The sequence below is a fragment of the Kibdelosporangium phytohabitans genome, from assembly GCF_001302585.1.
Lineage (GTDB): Bacteria > Actinomycetota > Actinomycetes > Mycobacteriales > Pseudonocardiaceae > Kibdelosporangium > Kibdelosporangium phytohabitans.
Genome location: NZ_CP012752.1, coordinates 7,786,629 through 7,807,330, shown reverse-complemented (window position 1 = coordinate 7,807,330; position 20,702 = coordinate 7,786,629). Strand labels below are relative to the sequence as shown.

Annotated in this window: 24 protein-coding genes; 16 read left to right on the top strand and 8 right to left on the bottom strand. The window is 68.4% G+C overall.

Annotated features, from left to right (window positions below):
• The first annotated feature begins 75 nt into the window (after positions 1-75).
• Both AOZ06_RS35280 and AOZ06_RS35275 read left to right on the top strand, forming a co-directional pair.
• Positions 76-2,028, top strand: a complete 1,953-nt coding sequence (locus tag AOZ06_RS35280; RefSeq protein ID WP_236951845.1) for an ATP-binding protein — start codon at positions 76-78, stop codon at positions 2,026-2,028.
• Positions 2,012-2,785, top strand: coding sequence for a Pvc16 family protein (locus AOZ06_RS35275; RefSeq protein WP_054297157.1), 774 nt, complete (start codon positions 2,012-2,014; stop codon positions 2,783-2,785). Before AOZ06_RS35280 ends, AOZ06_RS35275 begins: the two co-directional genes overlap by 17 nt.
• A 27-nt stretch (positions 2,786-2,812) precedes the next feature.
• Here the strand turns inward: AOZ06_RS35275 and AOZ06_RS35270 are convergent, their stop codons facing one another.
• Positions 2,813-3,463: a DJ-1/PfpI family protein gene (locus AOZ06_RS35270; RefSeq protein WP_054297156.1), complete on the bottom strand. Its 651-nt coding sequence runs from the start codon at positions 3,461-3,463 to the stop codon at positions 2,813-2,815.
• Positions 3,464-3,640: 177 nt separating this feature from the next.
• Between AOZ06_RS35270 and AOZ06_RS35265 the strand changes: the two genes are divergently transcribed.
• Entirely contained in the window at positions 3,641-4,420 is a 780-nt protein-coding gene (locus AOZ06_RS35265; RefSeq protein ID WP_054297155.1) for an aldo/keto reductase, read from the top strand.
• A 17-nt stretch (positions 4,421-4,437) separates the two neighbouring features.
• Here the strand turns inward: AOZ06_RS35265 and AOZ06_RS35260 are convergent, their stop codons facing one another.
• From AOZ06_RS35260 to pfkB, 6 genes are read right to left on the bottom strand one after another with little or no spacing between them, the layout of a single operon-like run.
• Positions 4,438-5,184, bottom strand: a complete 747-nt coding sequence (locus tag AOZ06_RS35260; protein WP_054293332.1) for a DUF427 domain-containing protein — start codon at positions 5,182-5,184, stop codon at positions 4,438-4,440.
• A gap of 36 nt (positions 5,185-5,220) precedes the next feature.
• The gene (locus tag AOZ06_RS35255; protein ID WP_054293331.1) at positions 5,221-6,261 is read right to left on the bottom strand and encodes a zinc-dependent dehydrogenase; all 1,041 of its coding nucleotides are present in this window, start codon (positions 6,259-6,261) and stop codon (positions 5,221-5,223) included.
• Entirely contained in the window at positions 6,258-6,719 is a 462-nt protein-coding gene (locus tag AOZ06_RS35250) for a PTS mannitol transporter subunit IIA (RefSeq protein ID WP_054293330.1), read from the bottom strand. The genes AOZ06_RS35255 and AOZ06_RS35250 overlap by 4 nt, the downstream gene beginning before the upstream one ends.
• Complete coding sequence (locus tag AOZ06_RS35245) at positions 6,709-7,017, bottom strand: PTS lactose transporter subunit IIB (RefSeq protein ID WP_054293329.1); 309 nt, start codon at positions 7,015-7,017, stop codon at positions 6,709-6,711. Before AOZ06_RS35245 ends, AOZ06_RS35250 begins: the two co-directional genes overlap by 11 nt.
• Before the next feature lies 1 nt (position 7,018).
• Positions 7,019-8,140: a mannitol-specific PTS transporter subunit IIC gene (gene mtlA / locus AOZ06_RS35240; protein WP_083472801.1), complete on the bottom strand. Its 1,122-nt coding sequence runs from the start codon at positions 8,138-8,140 to the stop codon at positions 7,019-7,021.
• Positions 8,141-8,167: 27 nt separating this feature from the next.
• Positions 8,168-9,112, bottom strand: coding sequence for a 1-phosphofructokinase (gene pfkB, locus AOZ06_RS35235; RefSeq protein ID WP_054297154.1), 945 nt, complete (start codon positions 9,110-9,112; stop codon positions 8,168-8,170).
• A 126-nt stretch (positions 9,113-9,238) separates the two neighbouring features.
• Here pfkB and AOZ06_RS35230 point away from each other — a divergent pair, with 126 nt between their 5' ends.
• From AOZ06_RS35230 to AOZ06_RS62295, 13 genes are all read left to right on the top strand, one after another.
• Positions 9,239-10,000, top strand: a complete 762-nt coding sequence (locus AOZ06_RS35230) for a DeoR/GlpR family DNA-binding transcription regulator (protein WP_054293327.1) — start codon at positions 9,239-9,241, stop codon at positions 9,998-10,000.
• Between the two features lie 94 nt (positions 10,001-10,094).
• A complete protein-coding gene (locus AOZ06_RS35225; protein ID WP_054293326.1) occupies positions 10,095-10,373 on the top strand; it encodes an HPr family phosphocarrier protein in 279 nt (92 codons plus the stop codon).
• A gap of 60 nt (positions 10,374-10,433) precedes the next feature.
• The gene (locus tag AOZ06_RS35220) at positions 10,434-11,069 is read left to right on the top strand and encodes a helix-turn-helix domain-containing protein (protein WP_054293325.1); all 636 of its coding nucleotides are present in this window, start codon (positions 10,434-10,436) and stop codon (positions 11,067-11,069) included.
• A complete protein-coding gene (locus tag AOZ06_RS35215; RefSeq protein ID WP_054293324.1) occupies positions 11,066-13,759 on the top strand; it encodes a VIT domain-containing protein in 2,694 nt (897 codons plus the stop codon). The genes AOZ06_RS35220 and AOZ06_RS35215 overlap by 4 nt, the downstream gene beginning before the upstream one ends.
• An 816-nt stretch (positions 13,760-14,575) precedes the next feature.
• Positions 14,576-14,764: an acetylxylan esterase gene (locus tag AOZ06_RS62300; RefSeq protein ID WP_054293323.1), complete on the top strand. Its 189-nt coding sequence runs from the start codon at positions 14,576-14,578 to the stop codon at positions 14,762-14,764.
• Positions 14,757-15,227: an acetylxylan esterase family protein gene (locus AOZ06_RS35205; RefSeq protein ID WP_054293322.1), complete on the top strand. Its 471-nt coding sequence runs from the start codon at positions 14,757-14,759 to the stop codon at positions 15,225-15,227. Before AOZ06_RS62300 ends, AOZ06_RS35205 begins: the two co-directional genes overlap by 8 nt.
• Positions 15,228-15,289: 62 nt before the next feature.
• Positions 15,290-15,487, top strand: coding sequence for a hypothetical protein (locus tag AOZ06_RS35200; protein WP_054293321.1), 198 nt, complete (start codon positions 15,290-15,292; stop codon positions 15,485-15,487).
• Positions 15,484-15,813 (top strand): hypothetical protein, encoded by a 330-nt coding sequence (locus AOZ06_RS35195; RefSeq protein ID WP_054293320.1) that lies wholly within the window; start codon positions 15,484-15,486, stop codon positions 15,811-15,813. Before AOZ06_RS35200 ends, AOZ06_RS35195 begins: the two co-directional genes overlap by 4 nt.
• Complete coding sequence (locus tag AOZ06_RS35190) at positions 15,789-16,436, top strand: hypothetical protein (RefSeq protein WP_054293319.1); 648 nt, start codon at positions 15,789-15,791, stop codon at positions 16,434-16,436. Before AOZ06_RS35195 ends, AOZ06_RS35190 begins: the two co-directional genes overlap by 25 nt.
• 47 nt (positions 16,437-16,483) lie before the next feature.
• Positions 16,484-16,888, top strand: coding sequence for a hypothetical protein (locus AOZ06_RS35185; RefSeq protein WP_054293318.1), 405 nt, complete (start codon positions 16,484-16,486; stop codon positions 16,886-16,888).
• Between the two features lie 746 nt (positions 16,889-17,634).
• On the top strand, positions 17,635-18,396 hold the full coding sequence (locus AOZ06_RS35180) for a DUF899 domain-containing protein (protein WP_054297153.1): 762 nt from the start codon (positions 17,635-17,637) through the stop codon (positions 18,394-18,396).
• Between the two features lie 15 nt (positions 18,397-18,411).
• A complete protein-coding gene (locus AOZ06_RS35175) occupies positions 18,412-19,572 on the top strand; it encodes an FAD-binding protein (RefSeq protein WP_236951842.1) in 1,161 nt (386 codons plus the stop codon).
• Entirely contained in the window at positions 19,530-19,634 is a 105-nt protein-coding gene (locus AOZ06_RS62295; protein ID WP_225953528.1) for a hypothetical protein, read from the top strand. Before AOZ06_RS35175 ends, AOZ06_RS62295 begins: the two co-directional genes overlap by 43 nt.
• On the opposite strand, the gene AOZ06_RS35170 is transcribed toward AOZ06_RS62295, so the two are convergent.
• Positions 19,627-20,577, bottom strand: a complete 951-nt coding sequence (locus tag AOZ06_RS35170) for an alpha/beta hydrolase (protein ID WP_054293317.1) — start codon at positions 20,575-20,577, stop codon at positions 19,627-19,629. The genes AOZ06_RS62295 and AOZ06_RS35170 overlap by 8 nt on opposite strands.
• Positions 20,578-20,702: the final 125 nt, after the last annotated feature.

Below are 20,702 nucleotides of genomic sequence, written 5' to 3'. Positions count from 1 at the left end.
CACTGTTCGAGCAGGTAGGTGCCACTTGGTGTTAATTTCAGGCGCGACGTTGTCCTGTGACGATCCGGGGGTGCAGTGCTCCGCGATGGCCTCATCCGTTCCGCGCCGCCGTGGCAGGTGATGGCCGACACCCTGCTGCAGCGCGAGGCTTTGGTGTGCCGCCTTGGCGAAGGCCTGTTGCCGCACGACTTCGCCGGGCTCTACATCGGACACGACGAGGTGGACGGGATACTCGCCGAACTGCCGGGTGCGGCGGGGCCCGCAGCAGCGAAAGTCGACGCGCTGCTGCGTCAGCTGGACCCGGAGCTCGCGGTGGCGCGCAAGCAGTTCGACGAGTCGCTGGCGTCCGGGCAGTCCACTTTCGACCGGCTGGCGCGGACCGCGCGGCTGGATTCCCGTGACGCGCAGGCGCTTGCCGTGCTGCTCGCGGTGGAACGGTCGCCGCACCGGATGCGGCTCGTCGCGTACTTCCAGGACAACGTGCAGCTGCCACGGCTCACCGTGGCCAGCTTGAGCCGGATCCTCGATGCCCGGTGTGTCGCTCCGGACGCGCCGCTGCGGCGTGCCGAGTTCGTGGAGATCGGCACCGACGGGCCGTGGGCGACCAGGATGTGCTGGCCCGCGCCGCGGCTGACGTGGGCATTGGCCGGCGACGTCTCGACGGATTCGGCGCTGCCCGCCGGTACCCATCGGCTGGACGCGGCGGGGATCGGCTCGGTTGACGCCTCGCTGCTGCTGGTGACCGGCGCCGACAAGGACAGCAGGCTCGCCGCGGTGCGCGATCGGTGGCCGGGCAAGCCGCTGCTGGCGTGCCCGATGCCGTCGTCACAGGCCGAATGGGCCGCGGTGGTACGGGAAGCCGGTGTCGGCGACCGCGCGATCGTGCTCGACCTGACCGACCCGCCCAGCCGGGACGCCGCCGACTGGATCGACCGCGCCGACCACCTCAGCTGGGTGCTCAGCTCGCCGAAGGAGCTCGCGCTGGACGCGTTGCCGCGCAGGCCGTGGCAGGAGATCCGGCTCGACTCCGGCCTGGCCTCGGCGGACGACTGGGCGCAAGCGCTTGGCACGTCCCCCGACCCGGCGTTCCCGTTGTCACGCGAGCAGTTGCGGCTCGTCACAGCCGCGTCGGCGGGCGATCCGGCGCAGGTCGCCGCCGGGGTCCGCAGGCTCGCGGGCGGGCACCTGGACGGCCTGTCGGTCCGGATCCGGCCGCGCCGCGCGATGAAGGATCTGGTGCTGCCCGCCGACCAGACCGCGCAGGTCCGTGAACTGGTCGCACGGTACAGGCGCAGGACAGTGGTCTACCGGGACTGGGGCTTCTCGCCGTTGCCGTCGACCGGTGTGGTGGCGTTGTTCTCCGGCCCGTCGGGTACGGGCAAGACACTCGCGGCGGAGATCGTCGCCGGCGAACTCGGCCTCGACCTGTACAAAGTGGACTTGTCATCGGTGGTCAGCAAGTACATCGGCGAGACCGAGAAGAACCTGGAACGCATCTTCGGCGCAGCGGCGGCCGGTGACCTCGTGCTGTTCTTCGACGAGGCGGACTCGTTGTTCGGCAAGCGTTCCGAGGTCAGCGACGCGCACGACAGGTACGCCAACATCGAGGTCGCGTACCTGCTGCAACGCCTGGAGTCCTACGACGGCCTCGTGGTGATGGCCACGAACCTGCAGCGCAACATCGACGACGCCTTCCTGCGCAGGATCTCGGTGTCCATCGACTTCGAAACACCGGACGAGCCGCAACGCGAACAGATCTGGCGGCAGGCCTTCCCGCCGGGCGCGCCCGTCGGCGAACTGGACTACGCGTTCCTGGCCAAGCAGTTCCGGATCACCGGCGGCATCATCCGCAACGCGGCACTCGGCGCCGGATTCCTCGCGGCGGACGAGGACGCCCCGGTGACGATGGAACGCGTGGCGCTGGCACTGAAGCGCGAGTTCCAGAAAATGGGGCGGCTGCGCACCGAGACGGAGTTCGACCGCTACTTCAAACTGGTGAATGGGGACGGCCATGCTGAACCTGCTTGACGAGTCCCTTGAGGAGTTCCTGCGAGCGGTCGTCCCGTTGCCCAAACGGGAGGTGGACATCTCCTTCGACGCCCCCGACAAGGACTGGTCGGCCCGGGTCTCCCGGCCGACGATCAACCTCTACCTGTGGGACGTCCGCCGCAACGTCACCGAGCGCGAATACGGCCTGGAGACAGTGCACGACGAGAACGGCCGCCCACACCGCCGGGCCCCGCTGCCGAGGGTGGACTGCAGATACCTGGTGACCGCGTGGACATCGGAAATGCGTGACGAACACTCGTTGCTGGGCGCGACGCTGAGCGCGCTGCTGATGCACACCGAGATCGAGGCGCAGTATCTGCAAGCGCCGTACAACGGGGTCACTCCGGTGCCGAGCATCACGATCGCTTCGGGCGGTGAACGGGACAACTCCGACTTCTGGTCGGCGTTGGGCGGCCAGCTCAAACCGGGTCTCGACGTGACCGTGACCGCCACAGTGGACAGTGCGTTGCTGGTCCCGGCGGGCCCGCCCGTGCACCGGTTCTCGATCATCACGTCCAACGGGGACTCGGTGTCCGAGGAGCGCATGTTCGTCGCAGGCCAGGTCGCGGCGGCCGAAGAAGGCACGATCGTGTCCACACCGCACGGCGCGACGGAAACCGACGAGGACGGCAAGTTCCTCGTCCCGGCCGAAGTCGGCGACAAGGTCACGGTGAACGGCAAGAGCAGGGGAGACGTGCCGCCCACCGGACCGATCGAGTTCAAACGCAAGCGCTGAGCCGCCGGAACACGGTTGCCTCCGGTGTCACCCGGCGGCTTGGGCCTGCGCGAGCATCCGCGTCTTCGCCGACGCCAGGAACTCCGGGGTGACCTTGCTCGGGTGGCCCGCGTCGTATGGCGGCCGCGGGTCGTACTCGATCACCAGTTGCGACAGTTCGGCCTGTTCACGGCCGTGGATCTCGCCGATCAGCCAGAGCGCGAGGTCGATCCCCGCCGAGACGCCCGCCGCGGTGGCGATCTTGCCGGACACCACGATCCGCTTGTCCCGCTGGGGAATCGCGCCCATCGAGCCGAGGACGTCCTGGCAGACCCAGTGTGTCGTGGCGGGAACGTCCTTGAGCAGGCCCGCCGCTGCCAGGATCAGCGCTCCTGAGCAGACGGACGTCGTGCACGTCGTCGCCGGGTGCGCCGCGCGCAGCCAGTCGAGCAGCTTCTGGTCGTTCATCGCGCCGACTGTCCCGGTCGAGCCGCCGGGGACGAGCACGATGTCGGGTGTGGGCGTCTCGTCGAACGAGTGGCTCGCGTGGAGGATGAGGACGCCACTGTCCGTGACGATCGGGCCTGGCTCGGCGGCCACGAACCGGACCTCGGCGTCCGGCATGGACCGCAGGAGTTCGTAGGGGCCGATGGCGTCTAGAGCCGTCATTCCTGGGTAAACAACGAATGCGATCTGCATGTCCACGACCGTATCCGCGATTTCCGGGCCTTTTCGGACATCTCGGCCACGGTTGCGGCCATGCGCACGGTCCGTGCCGATCGGGTAGGATATGAGGCGTATGCAATTATTGCTTACGCCGACAGTCACGCTGAGAGGATCACTGTGCCCGACATCAAGCTCAACAACGGTGTCACCATGCCGCAACTCGGCTTCGGCGTGTGGCAGGTCCCGGACCGGGACGCCTCCGCCGTGGTGACCACGGCAATCGAGACCGGTTACCGCAGCATCGACACCGCCGCCGCGTACGGCAACGAGCAGGGTGTCGGCAAGGCGGTCGCGAACTTCCCGCGTGAACAGCTGTTCGTCACAACCAAGCTGGACAACTCCGACCAGGGCTACGACGAGACGCTGCGCGCCTTCGACTCGAGCATGGCCCGGCTGGGCCTCGACTACCTCGACCTCTACCTGATCCACTGGCCGCTGCCCGCGCAGAACCGCTACGTCGAGACGTGGAAGGCGCTGATCAGGCTGGCCGACGAGGGCCGCGTCACCGCGATCGGCGTGTCCAACTTCCAGCCCGCCCACCTCGAGCGGATCATCAACGAGACCGGCCGCGTGCCCGCGGTGAACCAGATCGAGCTGCACCCGTTCCTGCAGCAGAACGAGCTGCGCGAGGTGCACACCAAGCTGGGCATCGCCACCGAGGCGTGGAGCCCGCTGGCCAGCGGCGGCGACCTGCTGGCCCACCCGACGATCGTGGCCATCGCCAAGCGGGCCGGCCGCACGCCCGCCCAGGTCGTGCTGCGGTGGCACCTCCAGCTCGGCAACGTCGTCATCCCGAAGTCGGTCACGCCGCGGCGCATCGCCGAGAACTTCGACATCACCGACTTCGAGCTGTCCGAGTCCGACGTCACCGAGCTGGCCACCCTGGACAAGGGGCACCGCACCGGCCCGCACCCCGACAAGGTCGGCTGAGCCCGAAGGCCCGGCACTCAGGCGAACTTGGTGCTGGGCCGCGGCTGCTCGACGCCGTCGACGAAGATGTCGACCTTCTCGTTGTAGAACGCCATGGTCCCGGCGATCCGCTCGCTCTCCGGCAGCGGAGTGTCGTAGTACCAGACGACATCCTCGTGCACTGTGTCACCGACACGCACCGAGTAGTACGACGCCTCACCCTTGTACGGGCACGCGGTGCGCGTGTCGCTGGGTTCGAGCAGGTCCAGGCGGACGGCCGTCTTCGGCAGGTAGTAGCGGGTCGGCAGGCCGGTCTCGAACAGCAGCCGCGCGTTGGCCGACTCCGCGACGGTCACTCCGTCGATCTCGACCCTGACGTTGCGGGAGCTCGGCAGGACGTCCACGCGCGTGTACGGATCACGCGGGTGGATGTAGATCTCCTCGTCCTCCTCGAACCACGCGTCCATGGCCTGGAAATCGAGGCGGACCAGGTCACGCAGCTCCTCGATCGGCGAGTCGGCGTAGACCTTCGCCGCGTCCACCGCTTCCCGGCCGCCGGCCTTGACCGTGTACAGGGTCGCGTCGCCGCGGCTGGGGGAGTGGTCGGTGCCGCCGGACTCGGCCAGTTCGGCCCGCACGTCGGCACGCGGGATGTAGTAGGTGGGGTAGTAGGGAACTTCCCACACGTACACCGGCGCGAGTGTGTCCGCGACCAGCGCACCGCCGAGATAGACCCGGACACGGCGGGTACCCGGTTCGAGCTTGACTCGTCCACGAGCGTTCATGTCCAGGACAACCCCGGCGGCGGCCGGGTGATTCCGCTACGGCTCGATCGTTACCTTGATCGCCTCGCCGGTGCTGACCGTGTTGATCGCGTCGAGCACGCCGTCCAGCGGCATCCGGTGCGTGATCAGGTCGTCGACCGGCACGGCACCGGACGCGATCAGCTCCAGCGCCCGCTTGTTGTGGTCCGGGCTGGAGCCGTTGGCGCCGACGATGGTCAACTCGCGGTAGTGCACCAGGTTGGAGTCGCACGCGATGATCGGGTTGTCCTTCGGCAGGCCGCCGAAGAAACTGATCCGGCCGCGCCGCGCGGCCATCTTGAGGCCGTCCTCCTGCGCCTTGCCCGCCGCGGCGGCCGTGATCACCACGTCGACACCGCGCCCGTCGGTCAGCCGCAGCACTTCCTCCACCGGGTCGACGTCCGACGACCAGATCGCCGCGTCCGGCTTGACCAGCGCCGCGGCCATCTCCAGCCGGGAGCGCGACAGCTCGACCAGGTACACAGCCTCGGCGCCGCGAGCACGGGCGAGCCGGACGTGCAGGCAGCCGATCGGGCCTGCGCCGACGACCACGACCGTATCGCCCTCGCCGGCACCGGCCAGTTCCTGTCCGTTGAGGACACACGCGAACGGTTCCGCGACCGAGGCTTCCGCGTACGACAGCGAGTCGGGAATCCGGTTCACGCCGTCCACCTTGAGCACCGCTTGGGGGACGATCATGTACTCGGCGAAACCGCCGTCGTAGTGGTAGCCCATCGAACGCTGGTTCGGGCAGATCGTCAGCCAGCCGCGCAGGCAGTCCGGGCATTCCCCGCACGGGATCGCGGCGATGACCTGCACCCGGTCGCCCGGCTGCCAGCCGTCCACACCGGAGCCGGCCTCGACGACCTCACCGGCGATCTCGTGGCCGATCACCCTCGGCGGGTCGATGTGGTGGTGCCCGTGCCGGAAGATCTTCAGATCCGTCCCGCACGTGGAACAGTTGTGCACCTTGAGTTTGAGCTCACCCGCGCCCGCTGAGGGCTCCGGTGCCTGCTCGATGCGGATGTCCCCGGGCGCGTAGAAGCGCGCGACCTTCACTGGTTGTTCTCCTCGTCGATCGACTGCAGCAGATCAAGCACCGTCCGGGTGTCGGACGCGGTCCGCAACCGTTCGGCCTTGTCGCTGTCCATCAGCACGTGGGCCAACGCCGACAGGATCCCGACCTGTTCGGAGCCGTTGGCCGCGATGCCGACACATACCTTGACCGTGTTGCCGGAGCCCCAGTCCACGCCGTCGGGGAACTGCAGCACCACGAGCGTCGTGCGTTTCACGAACTGCCGTGACTGGTCGGTGCCGTGCGGGATCGCCACGCCCTCGCCGATGAAGGTCGACAGGGACGCCTCACGCTCGTGCATCGCCGCCAGGTAGCCGTCCTCGACGGCGCCGAGGTCGAGCAGGGCGCGACCGCACTGGTCGATCGCGTCGTCGCGGCCTGCCGCCTGCCTGCGGAGGTGGACGCCCTCGGCGGTGAGCAACGAGGTCCGCTCAGTCGTCAAGCGACCCACCGTCCCTGATCGCGGCCTCGACCCGGTCGAACACCGGGTCGCCGAGGAAGCTCTGGAAGCCGAGGACGACCGTGTCCCCGGTGCTCTTGCGCGCCCTGGCCAGCAGAGTGGCCTGGCACAGGACGACGTCCGCGTCCTCGGGGATGTCGTTGACCGGTGTGTGCGACACCGAGACGGAGTACGGCTTGAGCCGCTTGGCCAACTGGGACGCCACCATCACGCTGCTGCCCATCCCGGCGTCGCACGCGATCACGACCTTCTTGATCGCCGATCCGTCGATGCTGCTCATGTCAGGCTTTCCTTTCAGGCTTTCCGGCTGTGACTGTCCCGCCGTTGCCGACTTCCTGCTTGCGCTCGGCTTCCTTGTTGCCCCTGCCGAACTTCAGCAGCAAGGCCGCGATGACGAAGGACACCGCGGCGGAGACGAGCACACCCGCGACGACCCCGAAATACCCGCCCTTCGGCGTGACCGCGAGGATCGCGAAGATGCTGCCGGGCGACGGCGTCGCGGTCAGACCGGCGCCGAAGATGCTGAACACCAGCACACCGGACGCGCCACCCGCGATGGCGGCCAGGATCAGCCGCGGCTGCGCGAGGATGTACGGGAAGTAGATCTCGTGGATGCCGCCGAGGAACTGGATCACGATCGCGCCGGGCGCGGTCGCACGGGCCGCCCGCACGCCGAACAGCGCGAGCGCGACCAGGATGCCGAGGCCGGGGCCCGGGTTCGGCTCGATCAGGAACTCGATCGCCTTGCCCGTGTCGGCCGACTGCGTGACACCCAAGGGGGACAGCACGCCGTGGTTGATGGCGTTGTTGAGGAACAGCACCTTCGCCGGTTCGACGATGACCGACACCAGCGGCAACAGGTGCGCGTCCAGCAGGAACTGCACGCCGTTGCCCAGCGCCTTCGTGATCGCCTCGACGACCGGGCCGATCGCCAGCGAGCCCAGCACGGCCATGGCTCCACCGATGATGCCCGCGCTGAAGTTGTCGACCAGCATCTTGAAGCCGGGGCCGACCTTCTCGCCGACGGAGTTGTCCCACAGCTTCAACAGGTACGCGGTCAGCGGGCCGATCAACATGGCGCCGAGGAACATTGGCACATCCGCGCCGACCGCGATGCCGACCGTGGCGACGGCACCGACCACGGCGCCGCGCTGCCCGTGCACCAACCGGCCGCCGGTGTACCCGATCAGAACCGGCAGCAGCAGCTTGACCATCGGATCGACGAGCTCGGCGAGCTGGGCGTTCGGCAACCAGCCGGACGGGATGAACAACGCGGTGATCAGGCCCCACGCGATGAACGCGCCGATGTTGGGCATCACCATGCCGGCGAGGTGGCCGCCGAAGCGTTGCACCGAGGCCCGCAGCTGATGCGCCCTGCTCGGCGCGTCTTCAGTCTTTGTCATCGTCGACACTTCCTGTACTGGTGCTTTTCAGGTGTCCCCGCGTAATGCCCGGTCCGTGCTGATCCCCGGGTGCACCTCGACGAGGTGCGGCTGGAGGTCATCCGGCCTCGGCATGGTGCTTCCCGGCAGCGACACCGCCGCCGCGCCCCACGCCACCGCGGACACCAACGCCTCGCGTCCGCTTCCTCCTGCGGCGAGGAAACCGGCGAGCATCGCGTCACCGGCCCCCACCGAGCTTCTTGCCTGCACGACCGGTGCCTCGGCGTGCCAGGTGTTCTCGGCGTCCACGAGCACCGCTCCGTCGCCGCCGAGGCTGGCCAGCACCGCGCCCGCGCCGAGGGAACGCAGTTCCCGCGCGGCCTCGACGACGTGACCCAGCGTCGGCAACGCACGCCCGACGGCCTCTTCGAGCTCGTGGTGGTTCGGCTTGATCAGTGCCGGTCCGGCTGCGACAGCCGCGCGCAAGGCCGGTCCGCTGGTGTCCACGACCACCCTCGTGTCCCTGTCGGACAGGCGGATGATCAGGTCCGCGTAGAAGTCGCCCCGCACACCAGGTGGCAGGCTGCCTGCGAGGACCAGGCTGGAGGCGTTGTGGGACGCGCTGATCACCGCGTCCGCCAGCGCCGTGGTCTCGTCGTCGGTCAGCCGCGCGCCCGGTTCGTTCAGCTTGGTGACCGTCGCGTCCGGTTCGATCACGCTGACGTTCATCCGCACCGGCCCGAGCGTGGGCACGCGGACGACGTCGATGCTGTAGTCGCTCAGCAGGCCGATCAGCTGTTCGCCTTCGGCGCCGCCTGCCGGGACCACGGCGCGCGCCTTGACTCCGTTGCACACCAACGCTCTCGCGACGTTGATCCCCTTGCCGCCCGGCTGGATGTGCACGGCCGTGGCCCGGTGCAGTCCGCCGCGCACGAGCGCACCCACCTCGACCGTCCGGTCGATGCTCGGGTTCGCCGTCACGGTGACGATCACGCTGCCTGCCACCTCCATGTGGTCCCACACACGTCCAACGTGGATTTAAGTGATTGTGCATGTGTTCATGTTGGTTTGCAAGACCACGGCTTTGCCGACACGCACGAATCAACATAAAGTCACACCATGTACGCGGAGGAACGGCAGCAAGTGATCCTCGAACGAGCCAGGGCGAAGGGGCGTGTGGACGTCGCCGCGCTGGCCGAGGAGTTCGACGTCACCACCGAGACGATCCGGCGCGACCTGACCGTGCTGGAGCGCCACGGCGTGCTGCGCAGGGTGCACGGCGGCGCGATCCCGGTCGAGCGCCTCGGTTTCGAGCCCGCGCTGTCGGTCCGCGAGACGGTGATGACCGATGAGAAGAGCCGGATCGCCAAGGCGGCGCTGGCCGAACTGCCCGAAGCCGGGACGATCCTGCTCGACGCGGGCACGACCACCGCGCGGCTGGCCGACGCGCTACCGGTGGACCGCGAGCTCACGGTCGTGACCCACTCGGTGAACATCGCCCTGTCGCTGATAACCCGGCCGAACGTGACCGTCATGCTGGTCGGGGGCCGGTTGCGCAGCCGGACGCTGGCCTCGGTCGACGCATGGGCGCTGCAGGCGCTGCGTGACACGTTCGTCGAAGTCGTCTTCATCGCCACGAACGGGGTCTCGGTCGATCGGGGACTGACCACGCCGGACCCGGCCGAGGCCATGGTCAAGAAGGCCGCGATCGCCAGCGGGCGTCGGTGCGTGCTGCTGGCCGACCACACCAAGGTGGGCAACGACCACTTCTCGAGGTTCGCCGACCTGGGGGACATCGACACCTTCATCACCGACACGGATGTCGACGACGCCGTGGCCGAGGAGATCGCGGCTGCCGGGCCGCGCGTGGTCCAAGCATGACCACGTAAAACAAACTAAAGCCACATGAAACCCTTGCTTAAACACATTCGTTGTGCATACCGTTGGCTCTTCCACTGGTGACGGAGGAGAGCTGATGGCGACGATCCGGGTGAAGATCGCGTCCACTGTCGGGCTGCACGCCCGGCCCGCCGGGCTGTTCGCGCAGGCCGCCGCACGGCAGCCGGTGCCGGTCCTCATCGGCCGGCCGGGAGACGAAGGCGTTGTGGCGTCGAGCATCCTGGCCGTGATGGCACTGGGCGTGAAGTACGAGGAAGAGGTCGAACTGTCCGCGGAAGGCGACGGCGCCGAAGCCGCGCTCGAAGAGCTGGCCGCGCTGCTGGCCCAGGACCTGGACGCCGCGCCCGCCTCCTGAGAACCTCGCCACTGACACTGCAACATTGACAGTGTCAGAAACATCTGGCAGTCTTGCAGTATGAGCGAGCTGTGGACGATCGAGCAGCTCCCGGACCGAGTAGCCGACCTCCTGTCGGACAACTATGACGGCCAACGCAACGGCCGGATCCGGGAGCTGCCGAACCGTCGCACCATCCGGTGGTACACCACGATCGGCCTGGTGGACCGGCCGGCGGCCACGCGAGGCCGCACCGTGCTCTACGGACGCCGTCACCTCCTGCAGATCGTCGCGGTCAAGAAACTGCAGTCCAGCGGGTCCTCGCTCGCGGAAATCCAGGAACTGCTGGTCGGGGCGACCGACACCCGGCTTGCCGAGCTCGCAGGCGTCGCGCACATCGATGCCGTGCACCCGCAGATCGAAATCGGTACGACCCCGCAGTTCTGGAAAGGGCAAGCGCACGGCCGTCCGACAGTGCCACCAGCCGCCGCCAGAACTTCGCCGGACACTGACACCGATGTCGACGCTGGCGCTGTCACTGTCACCAAGCTGATCCACGGGATCCGGCTCACTGACAGTGTCACCGTCGTTCTGGAAGCCGCCGCGCACACGCCCGACGCGGACGAGATCGCTGCCATCGAGGCCGCAGCCGCACCACTGCTCGAACTGCTCGGCCGCCTCGGCCTGGCGCCGTCCACTGGAGGGGAAACGCAATGACCATGCATGTCGATGTCAGGGAATCGATCGCGGCGCCAGGCAGTCCGAGCGAGGACGACGGTATGGGCTGCCTGCAGACCAGCCGGGGCAACCTGCCGCTCGACGTGATCGACGTCCGCACCTCCATCACCGGGCTGGCAGCAGGCATCGAAGTCACGCAGGGCTTCCGCAACCCGTACGACGAACCGCTCGAAGCCACGTACATCTTCCCGTTGCCGCCCCGAGCCGCGGTCACCGCGTTGCGGATGGAGGCGGACGGGCGCGTCGTTGAAGGACTGCTGCAGGAACGCGGTCAGGCCAGGGAGAGCTACGACCGCGCCATCTCCGAGGGCAAACGGGCGTCGATCGCCGAGGAGGAGCGCCCCGGCGTCTTCACCATGCGAGTCGGCAACATCATGCCGGGCGAGCGCGTGAGCGTGCACCTGACGCTGGCCGCCGTGCTGTCCTATGAGGACGAAGAGGCCACGTTCAGGTTCCCGCTGGTGGTCGCACCGCGCTACATCCCCGGCACACCGCTGGCGGGGGACCAGGTCGGCGACGGGATCGCGCAGGACACCGACGCCGTCCCCGACGCGTCCCGGATCAGCCCGCCGGTGCTCCTGCCGGGCTTCCCGAACCCCGTCCAGCTGTCCGTCGTGGTCGACATCGACCCGGGTTCGTTGCCGCTGCGGGGAATCTCCTCCAGCCTGCACGCCGTCGCCACCGAAGACGCGCCGACCGGCCTGCGAGTCCGGCTGGAGCCGGGTGAGCGCGCGGACCGGGACTTCATCCTGCGGCTGCGCTACGCCGCCGAGGCGATCAGCACCTCCCTCGCCCTCCTGCCCGACGGCGACTCCGGCGGCACGTTCGCGTTGACCGTGCTGCCCCCGTCGAACGCCGCCGCGGCCCGCCCGCGTGACGTCGCGCTGTTGATCGACCGGTCGGGTTCGATGGACGGCTGGAAGATGGTGGCCGCCCGCCGTGCCGCCGGTCGGATCGTGGACACCCTCGGCTCGTCCGACAGGTTCGCCGTGCTCGCCTTCGACCACGAAGTGCAGACGCCGCCGTCGTTGTCGACAGGTTTCGTGGAAGCCAGCGATCGCAACAGGTTCCGCGCTGTCGAGTTCCTCTCCGGCCTGGACGCCCGCGGCGGAACCGAGATGTCCGTGCCGCTGCGGAGCGCCGCCGGGTTGCTGAGCGAGTCCGTCGAACGCGACCGTGTGCTCGTCCTGGTCACTGACGGCCAGATCGGCAACGAGGACCAAGTCCTGCGCGAACTGGGCCCGCTGCTGGGCGGTGTCCGGGTGCACACCGTCGGCATCGACCGCGCGGTCAACGAATCCTTCCTGCGCAGGCTGGCCGGATCGTCGGGCCGCTGCGAACTGGTGGAGTCCGAGGACCGCCTCGACGACGCGATGCAGAACATCCACCGCCGCATCGGATCACCGGTGGCGGTGGGACTGAAGCTGGCCGCAGCCGGGCTGGCGGTGGACGAGAGCACCCTGGCCCCGAGCCCGCTGCCCGACCTGTTCCACGGCGCGCCGATCGTGGTGACCGGCCGCTTCACCGGCCAAGCCACCGGAACAATCACGGTGAGCAGCTCGGACGGCTGGAAGTCCGACGTCGCATCGACTCTCAGCGACAACCCGAGCCTGGGCGCGCTGTGGGCAAGGACATGGATCCGCGACCTGGAAGACCGCTACGTGGCCGGCGTAGGCGACCTCTCCGGCCTGGAGCAGCAGATCGTCGACACATCCCTGAAGTTTGGCGTGCTCTCCCGTTTCACAGCCTTCGTGGCGGTCGACCAACGAGTGGTCAACGAAGCCGGAGCCGTCCACAAAGTGACGCAACCAGTGGAACTGCCCAGCGGCTGGCAGATGGACGGCGGCTACGGCTTCGCAGGCCCACCGCCCAGCGCGCCCATGGCAGCCGCCCCGATGAACGCCCGACTCGCAGCCCCAGGCGGAGCATACGGCGGTGCCTACACCCAGCAGGGCAGCAGCAGCCAGTCCTACACAGGCGGCGGCTATGACCAAGGCGGCTACGGCAGCTCCCAGGGCGGCACCTATGCGGGCGGCTCCCAGGGCGGCGGCTACGGTGGCCACCAAGGCGGCGGCTACGGCGGTTACCCAGGCAGCCAACCCGTCCAAGACGAGCGCTCAGCGCCCGGCGCCGCCTCCTCGATGCCGTACGGCTCACCCCCGCCCGCCCCGCACTGGACCGCCGCACCCACGCCCGCCGACGCGCCACCCGTGCAAGCAGGCTGCCCACCGCACGTGATGAACCCGCCTGCAGACGAAGAGTCAAGCCGCAAGTCCCGCAAGCTGGCCCGCCGCGCCCGCAACAAGGACCACGCCCGTAACAAGGACCGCGCCGAGGTAGCCCCAGGAGCAGACCCAACGGCAACCACAACAAAAACGCTGACCGACTTCGTGACTGAGCACCTGGAAGCCCTGCGCGCAGAGGAGAACAAGCCAACCCTCGCCCGAGCAGACCTGCTGGCCCTCCTGGCCCAGCGAATCCTCGCTCGGCTGAGCGAATGGGCCGCTGCCAACGAACCCGCGGAAGCCCGCGCCACCCTCACCACCCTCTACACAGAACTGACAGTCCCCACCACCGACCCCACCGAACTCGAACGCCGCTGGCACCACACCCTCACAACCCTGGAATCCCTCCGCCGTCCCGAACGTAAAGCCTTCTGGAAGCGGTAACCACCCCACCCCACCCAAACCCACCCCCGCCAACACCGCACCACGGCGACCGAACAACGACACCGCACCACCCGAACCCAACGACACCGCAACCAGTGGCACCACACCGCAACACCGCAGCACCGCGGCCGGCGGCGCTGCAACACCGTGGCTTCCGAGTGACCATCGTGGAACGCGCCCTCTGGCTGCGGTCCGGCGGGCAGGCGATCGAGATCCGCGGCACCGTACGGGAAGTCGTCACCCGGACGGCCAGCGGCCTCACAACGCGGTGAGCGACACCGCAGCGCAACCGGCACCTCGCACTGCGGCACGACGGCACCGCGACCCCCCCGCAGTACAGCGGTACCTGCAACACCCCTACACCACAGCATCGTCCCACCGCGGCGCAACAACACCGCGGTGGGAGGCAACTGCACCGCGACACCGCGCCGTGCCCGGCATCGCGGAGCAAGGGCGCCGCGTTAGGGCGCAACGGCACTGCAGTGGGGCGCAATGACACCGCTCCGCAACGGGCACAGTTGTACCGCAGCGCACCGGACGCTACTGCGGAACGGCCCGCGACATCGCCACATCGCCCACCACGGCGCGACAGCCGCGCGGTGAGGCCTAACGGCACCGCGGAACCGCGGCCAGTGACACTGCGGCGTGACGGTTACCGCACACTGCGGTACAACGTTACTGCGGCATGGCCGGTATCGCGCATCGCGGCGCAATGGCGAGGCACTGCAACACCACAGTACAGCGGTATCTGCCACATCGCCCACGCAGCAACGGCGCCGCGACACACGGCCATTGACAGCGCAACACCACGGTCTGGTGAAGGTCGGACTGGAGGGCGACGTCTGCCTGCCGGAGAACGGGTTCGCGGTCTACAGGGCGCTCGGCGGCCCCAAGGAGATGCACGCGTACCCGCGCTGCGCGCACCACGCGGGCCTGCTCTGGGTGATGCCGAAGGTGGCGGACTTCCTCGACCAGCACCTGTCCCCGGAGAAGCGCGATGACTGACTTCGACGAGTACTGGCGTGCGGTCGACGAGGAACTCGCGACGCTGCCCGTCCGGCCGGTCGCCGACTACGTCCCGTCCAGGTCGACGGAGCTGTTCACCGCCTACGACGTGCGGCTGACCAGCATCGGGCCGTACCGGATCTTCGGCTACCTCAGCGTGCCCACCGGGACGGCCCGTCCCGGCCGTGCTGGAAACCTCGCGTCACGGCACGGCAACCAGGCGCCGCATTACCGGGACCGCCTGCGGTACGTCACTTTCACGGTGATGCACCGCGGCCAGTGGCTGGCTGACGTCCCGTTCAAGGCGGCCTACCCGGGACTTGCCATGCTGGGGATCGAGGACCCGGCGACGGACATCTACCGCGCGATCGTGGCCGATTGCCTGCGTGGCGCGGAGTCCTGCTCGGCCACGAACTCGCCGACCCTGTCAGGGCCGGTGTCACCGGTGACGATCTGGCACTGATCACGGCCGCACGGCGCCCAGGTTTTCACGCCGCGCGGTCCAGCGGTCCGCTGGATGCGTTGGTGGAGATTGTCGGTTCCCATCCGGCGACCGAGTTGTTCGCGCCTGAGCGGCACCTGGTGCGTGCCTGTACCTTCCGGGTCGGCACGGACTACGACCTGACACACGAGGACTCAGCCGACGACGAGGTGCTTGACTTCTGGCTGGCGCGGGAACTGGGCGTCGAACCGATCCGGAAATTCGACCTGATGCCATCATGACCTACGAGGAACTGGGAGTCCGGCCCGTCATCAACGCCTCGGCGACGTTGACCGCGTTGGGCGGCTCGAGCCTCGCCCGGCCCGTGGCCGCCGCGATGGCGGGCGCGGCGGAGCACTTCGTCAACCTGGTCGAGTTGCGGGAGAAAGTCGGAGCCCGGCTGGCCGACCTGACCGGCAATGAAGGCGGATATGTCTCCTGCGGGGCATGGGCGGGCATCATCCAGGCTGTCTCGGCGTGCCTGAAGCCCAACCGCGACGAGGTCGTTGTCTTCCCCGAGCAACGCCTGGGCTGTGAGGAAGCGTGCAGTTCACCGGTGCGCGGCTGACCACGCAGATCGACCCGCGGACAGCGTGTGTGCTGTGGTACGCCGGATCCAAGTTCGGCACACGGGAAGTGTCGCCGGTGTTGGGCCTGGGCGTGCCGGTGATCGTCGACGCGGCGGCCCAGATCCCACCGATCACGACACTGTGGCGCTACACCGTGGGCATGGGCGCGGACGCCGTCCTGATCAGCGGGGGCAAAGGTTTGCGCGGCCCGCAGAGCACCGGTTTGGTGCTGGGCCGCAAGCACATCGTCGACGGCTGCCGCGCCAACGGCTCACCCCACCACGGAGTCGGCCGTGGGATGAAAGTGGGCAAGGAGGAGATGCTCGGCCTGCTCGCGGCGGTGGAGTGGAATCTCGGCCAGGACGAGGACGAGCTCATCGCGGATACGAGGAAACCGTGGCGACGTGGCTCGACGGCCTGCGCGACTGCCCCGGGATCACTGCCGTGCGCGGATATCCGAGCGAGGCCGGCCGGCCCCCAGCCGGGCGCTGATCCACGCCGGTTCGCGCTGCCTGGAACTCGTGGGAGCGCTGCGTGCGCACAACCCGCCGATCATGGTCGGTCTGCTCGACGACGAGACGATCGCCCTGAATCCCCAGACACTGCAACCCGGCGAGGATAGGATCATGCTGGACGCCGTGGTGCGGTGGGCAACCGGGGGAGATACCAATGTGGTCGGATCTGGTCGGTGACTTCCCGGGGAACGGTGACGCCGGGCCGGTCCAGTTCCTGCGCAAGTTCCTCCGTGAGCATACTGGCGCGTCAGCCAGGTCTGTGAAGCTCGGCCGTACCGAGGACGCCTCCACGTGGAGGGCGTGGGGCACGGTCGGCGGGCTCACGTGGCGTGCGGACGGCGATGTTCTCGACTCGTACGCGTACACCGAGTACTACGAGGGAGATCTGCCCGGCATCGCCCTGCGGTGGTCGGTGACGTACCTCAAGAGCGGGTATGGCTACCGGGTGGGTTCGCACTCGCTGTCGGTCTCGTTCAAGGAGCCGGAGGCCGAGGCTTGCTTCAGGCGCGTGTGGGAGGCCGTGTTCGGTCAGGCCGCGGAGTTCGTTCCGCAGGGTTAGCCTTGGTCGTCGGGTTTGCTGCGCACGGTTCTTCGGGGGCGCGATGGGTGAGCGGCGGTTGATCGCTTCTGCCCTGCGCTGGGTTTCGCGGCTTGCGGTGTCCGCCGTGGTCAGCGGGGTGCCGTCCACTGTGCACGCCTTGCTGACCGGGCGGGATCCACTGGCCGCGACCCGCGCCGCCGCCACCCTGATACCCGGTTTCCCACGCACCCCGCCCCATGCCGCACACCGGACGAACGCTTCCATGCGCGCCTCGGCGAAGCCCAGGTCAGCCGCCTGCGCGCACACTCCACCCCATCAGGAATTCCCCCAAGGGGATCCCTTGTTTTCACGGTATCAGCAGGGTCTGACAGTTTTGGCTGGTGCGGCTGTTCACGTTGCGGTGTCGGCGTTCTGGGCTTCCGTGATCGAGTTCGCGGTGTCGAAGCTCGACGACGCGGAGAAGAAGGGCAGCCGAGTCGGTGCAGCTGCAGGACCGGTTGGGCCGCGGTCCACACGCACGGCGTGGCGCGTCCGAAGCGCGATCACAGGCGCGGCAGGCGGGCTTCTCATCGCCGCCATCGACCTCGAGATCCTGGGCAGGCGCCACCCGGCGATCCAGGAGTTGCCGAGGTTCCCGCAGTGGCTCGACCACGCTGTTTTCGGCGCACTCGTCGGCTACCTGCAAGAAAGGTCGTCGCACGCCGACGAGTTTCGGGCGTCGACCGGGTCTGTCCTTGTGACGACCCAGCGACGAAGGAGTGACCGTGAGTCTTCCGCACATCGTGACCAGGGACGAGTGGCTGGCCGCGCGGCAGGACCTCCTGGCCAAGGAGAAGGCGGCGACCAGGGCTCGTGACGAGCTCAACGCCGACCGCAGGCGGCTGCCGATGGTCGAGATCGACAAGGACTACGTCTTCGAGGGCCCCGGCGGCAGGGCGAGTCTCCCCGACCTGTTCGAGGGACGGCTGCAACTGGTGATCTACCACTTCATGTTCGATCCCACGTGGGACAACGGGTGCAAGAGCTGCTCGAGCTTCCTCGACGACATCGGGCACGTCACGCACCTCAACGTGCGGGCGACGACGTTCGCCGCCGTGTCCCGCGCGCCGATCGACAAGATCACCAGGTTCAAGGCCCGGATGGGCTGGGATGTGCCGTGGTATTCGTCGTTCGGCACTGATTTCAACCACGACTTCAACGTCACGCTCGACGAGTCGGTCAAGCCGATGGTGTACAACTACCGTTCCAAGGACGAGCACATCGAGGCGGGGACCGGCTACTACGTCGAGAACGCCGACCAGCCCTTCGAGCTGCCCGGCGTCAGCGCCTTTCTCAGGGATGGCGACCGCGTGTTCCACACGTACTCCACGTACGGGCGGGGCTCTGAGCTGCTCACGAGCACCACGGCCATGCTGGACATCACCGCGCTCGGCCGTCAGGAGGAGTGGGAGGAGCCCAAGGGCCGCATGACGGGCTTCGGCGCGCAGGCGGGCAGCCTCGAGATGAAGTACCGCGACGAGTACTGATGCGAGACTGGCCTGGTGGACAGGAACTGGGCCGGCAACGTCACCTATCGCGCCACCGCGATCCACTACCCGCGATCCCTCGCCGAGCTGCGTGAACGCGTGGCGAACGCCGTGCGGATCAGGGCGGTGGGCACGAGGCACGCCTTCAACGAGCTCGCGAACACCGGGGGTGAGCTCGTCGACCTCGGGCGCATGCCCCGGCTGGTGGAGATCGACGAGCAGGCCCGGCAGGTCAGGGTGAGCGCGGGCCTGCGGTACGCGGAGTTCACCGAGGACCTGGACGCCAGGGGATTCGCGCTGCCCACCCTCGCTTCCCTGCCGCACATCTCCGTCGCGGGTGCCACGGCGACCGCGACGCACGGATCGGGTTCCGGCAACGGGAGCCTGTCGACTTCCGTCGCCGGACTGGAGGTCGTGAACGCCGACGGCGACGTCGTCACGATCGGCCGCGGCGACGCGGACTTCGACGGCGCCGTGGTCCACCTCGGTGCGCTCGGGGTCGTCACGAGCCTGACGCTGGACCTGGTGCCCGCCTTCCAGATCCGCCAGTATGTCCACGAAGGACTTCCGCTCGACTCGGACATCCTCGGTGTGCTGGACGGCGCCTACAGCGTCAGCCTGTTCACCGACTGGTCGAGTGACACGATCAACCAGGTCTGGGTGAAACAACGCGCGGACGACCCGGAGTTCGTGCCGCAAGCGACCACGAGGGCTGACGGGCCGAGGCACCCGGTTCCCGGCATGGCCACGCAGAACTGCACGCAGCAGCTGGGTATCCCCGGCCGGTCGGCTGACCGGTTGCCGCATTTCCGGCCGGAGTTCACGCCCAGCGCGGGTGCGGAACTGCAGACCGAGTTCATGGTCGCGCGCAGCGACGCGGTGGCGGCGTTGCACGCGGTCGACGCGATCCGCGACCGTGTCCACCCGGTACTGCAGATCAGCGAGATCCGGGCTGTCAAAGCGGATCGGCTGTGGCTGAGCCCGTACTACGCACGGGACACCGTGTGCATCCACTTCACGTGGATCGCGGACGCCGCGGCGGTGATGCCGGTCGTGGACCTGGTGGGGGAACGGCTGGCGGAGTTCGGCGCGCGTCGCACTGGGCGAAGGTTTTCACCACAACGCCGGAAGTCCTGCGGTCGCGGTACGCGCGGCTGCAGGACTTCGCGGATCTGACGAGGAGACTCGACCCGGCGGGCAAGTTCACCAACGAGATGACACAGCGGTTGTTCAGCTGAGCGCCTTGCGCAGGACGGCGATCGCCTGACTGATGGCGGCTTCGGCGGCGTGCGTCTCACGCAGGGCGTTGACCATCACGAAGTCGTGCACGATGCCCTGGTACCGCACGGCCGTGACCGGCACGCCCGCCTGACGCAGCTTGGCCGCGTACGCCTCGCCCTCGTCGCGCAGCACGTCGGCCTCACCTGTGATGACGAGCGCGGGCGGCAGGTCCGCGAGCTGCTCCAGGGTGGCCCGCAGCGGCGACGCGGTGATCTCGGCGCGCTGCGCCGGGTCGGTGGTGTACTGGTCCCAGAACCACTGCATGCCGTCGCGGCGCAGGAAGTAGCCTTCGGCGAACTCCTTGTACGAGTCGGTGTCGAAGTTCGCGTCGGTGACCGGGTAGAACAGCACCTGCTGCTTGAAGGTCACGTCACCGCGCTCCTTGGCGAGCAGGGTGAGCGCGGCTGTCATGTTCCCGCCGACCGAGTCGCCCGCGATGGCGATCCGCGTGGGGTCCAGGTTCTTGTCGGCGCCGTGCTCGGCGACCCACTTGGCGGCGGCGTAGCTCTGCTCGATCGCCACGGGGTAGCGCGCCTCGGGTGAACGGTCGTACTCGGGGAACACCACGGCCGCGCCGGTGCCGACGGCGAGTTCGCGCACCAGGCGCTCGTGGGTGTGGAAGTCGCCGAACACCCAGCCCGCGCCGTGGATGTAGACGATCACCGGCAGCGCACCGGTCGCGCCCTGCGGGCGGACGATCCGGACCTCGGGGACGCCGGGGATGTCGGTCAGGGTCTCGATGTCGGCGGGCGGCAGGTCCACCGGGCCGTCCTGCACACCGTCGACGGCGGTGCGGCCGTCGGCGGGCGGCAGTTCGAAGAGGAACGGCGGCTTCGAGGTGGCCTCGACGAACGCCTGGGCGGCCGGTTCGAGAGCGATGTTGCGCGGGTTGGCGGTCATTTCGTCCTCCTGGGAAGGGGTTTCGAGCCGATGGCCTGAACGTAGCCCGCAACTAGATTGTGCACAACTCAGTTGGGTAAAATGAGATGTGAGGCACTTGAGTTGTCTATGACAGAGTTGTGCGT

Coding starts and splice junctions, on each gene's coding strand:
- AOZ06_RS35275 (WP_054297157.1), top strand. CDS start 2,012: ATGCTGAACCTGCTTGACGAGTCCCTTGAGGAGTTCCTGCGAGCGGTC.
- AOZ06_RS35270 (WP_054297156.1), bottom strand. CDS start 3,463: ATGCAGATCGCATTCGTTGTTTACCCAGGAATGACGGCTCTAGACGCC.
- AOZ06_RS35265 (WP_054297155.1), top strand. CDS start 3,641: ATGCCGCAACTCGGCTTCGGCGTGTGGCAGGTCCCGGACCGGGACGCC.
- AOZ06_RS35260 (WP_054293332.1), bottom strand. CDS start 5,184: ATGAACGCTCGTGGACGAGTCAAGCTCGAACCGGGTACCCGCCGTGTC.
- AOZ06_RS35245 (WP_054293329.1), bottom strand. CDS start 7,017: ATGAGCAGCATCGACGGATCGGCGATCAAGAAGGTCGTGATCGCGTGC.
- mtlA (WP_083472801.1), bottom strand. CDS start 8,140: ATGACAAAGACTGAAGACGCGCCGAGCAGGGCGCATCAGCTGCGGGCC.
- AOZ06_RS35230 (WP_054293327.1), top strand. CDS start 9,239: ATGTACGCGGAGGAACGGCAGCAAGTGATCCTCGAACGAGCCAGGGCG.
- AOZ06_RS35225 (WP_054293326.1), top strand. CDS start 10,095: ATGGCGACGATCCGGGTGAAGATCGCGTCCACTGTCGGGCTGCACGCC.
- AOZ06_RS35220 (WP_054293325.1), top strand. CDS start 10,434: ATGAGCGAGCTGTGGACGATCGAGCAGCTCCCGGACCGAGTAGCCGAC.
- AOZ06_RS35215 (WP_054293324.1), top strand. CDS start 11,066: ATGACCATGCATGTCGATGTCAGGGAATCGATCGCGGCGCCAGGCAGT.
- AOZ06_RS35205 (WP_054293322.1), top strand. CDS start 14,757: ATGACTGACTTCGACGAGTACTGGCGTGCGGTCGACGAGGAACTCGCG.
- AOZ06_RS35195 (WP_054293320.1), top strand. CDS start 15,484: ATGACCTACGAGGAACTGGGAGTCCGGCCCGTCATCAACGCCTCGGCG.
- AOZ06_RS35185 (WP_054293318.1), top strand. CDS start 16,484: ATGTGGTCGGATCTGGTCGGTGACTTCCCGGGGAACGGTGACGCCGGG.
- AOZ06_RS35170 (WP_054293317.1), bottom strand. CDS start 20,577: ATGACCGCCAACCCGCGCAACATCGCTCTCGAACCGGCCGCCCAGGCG.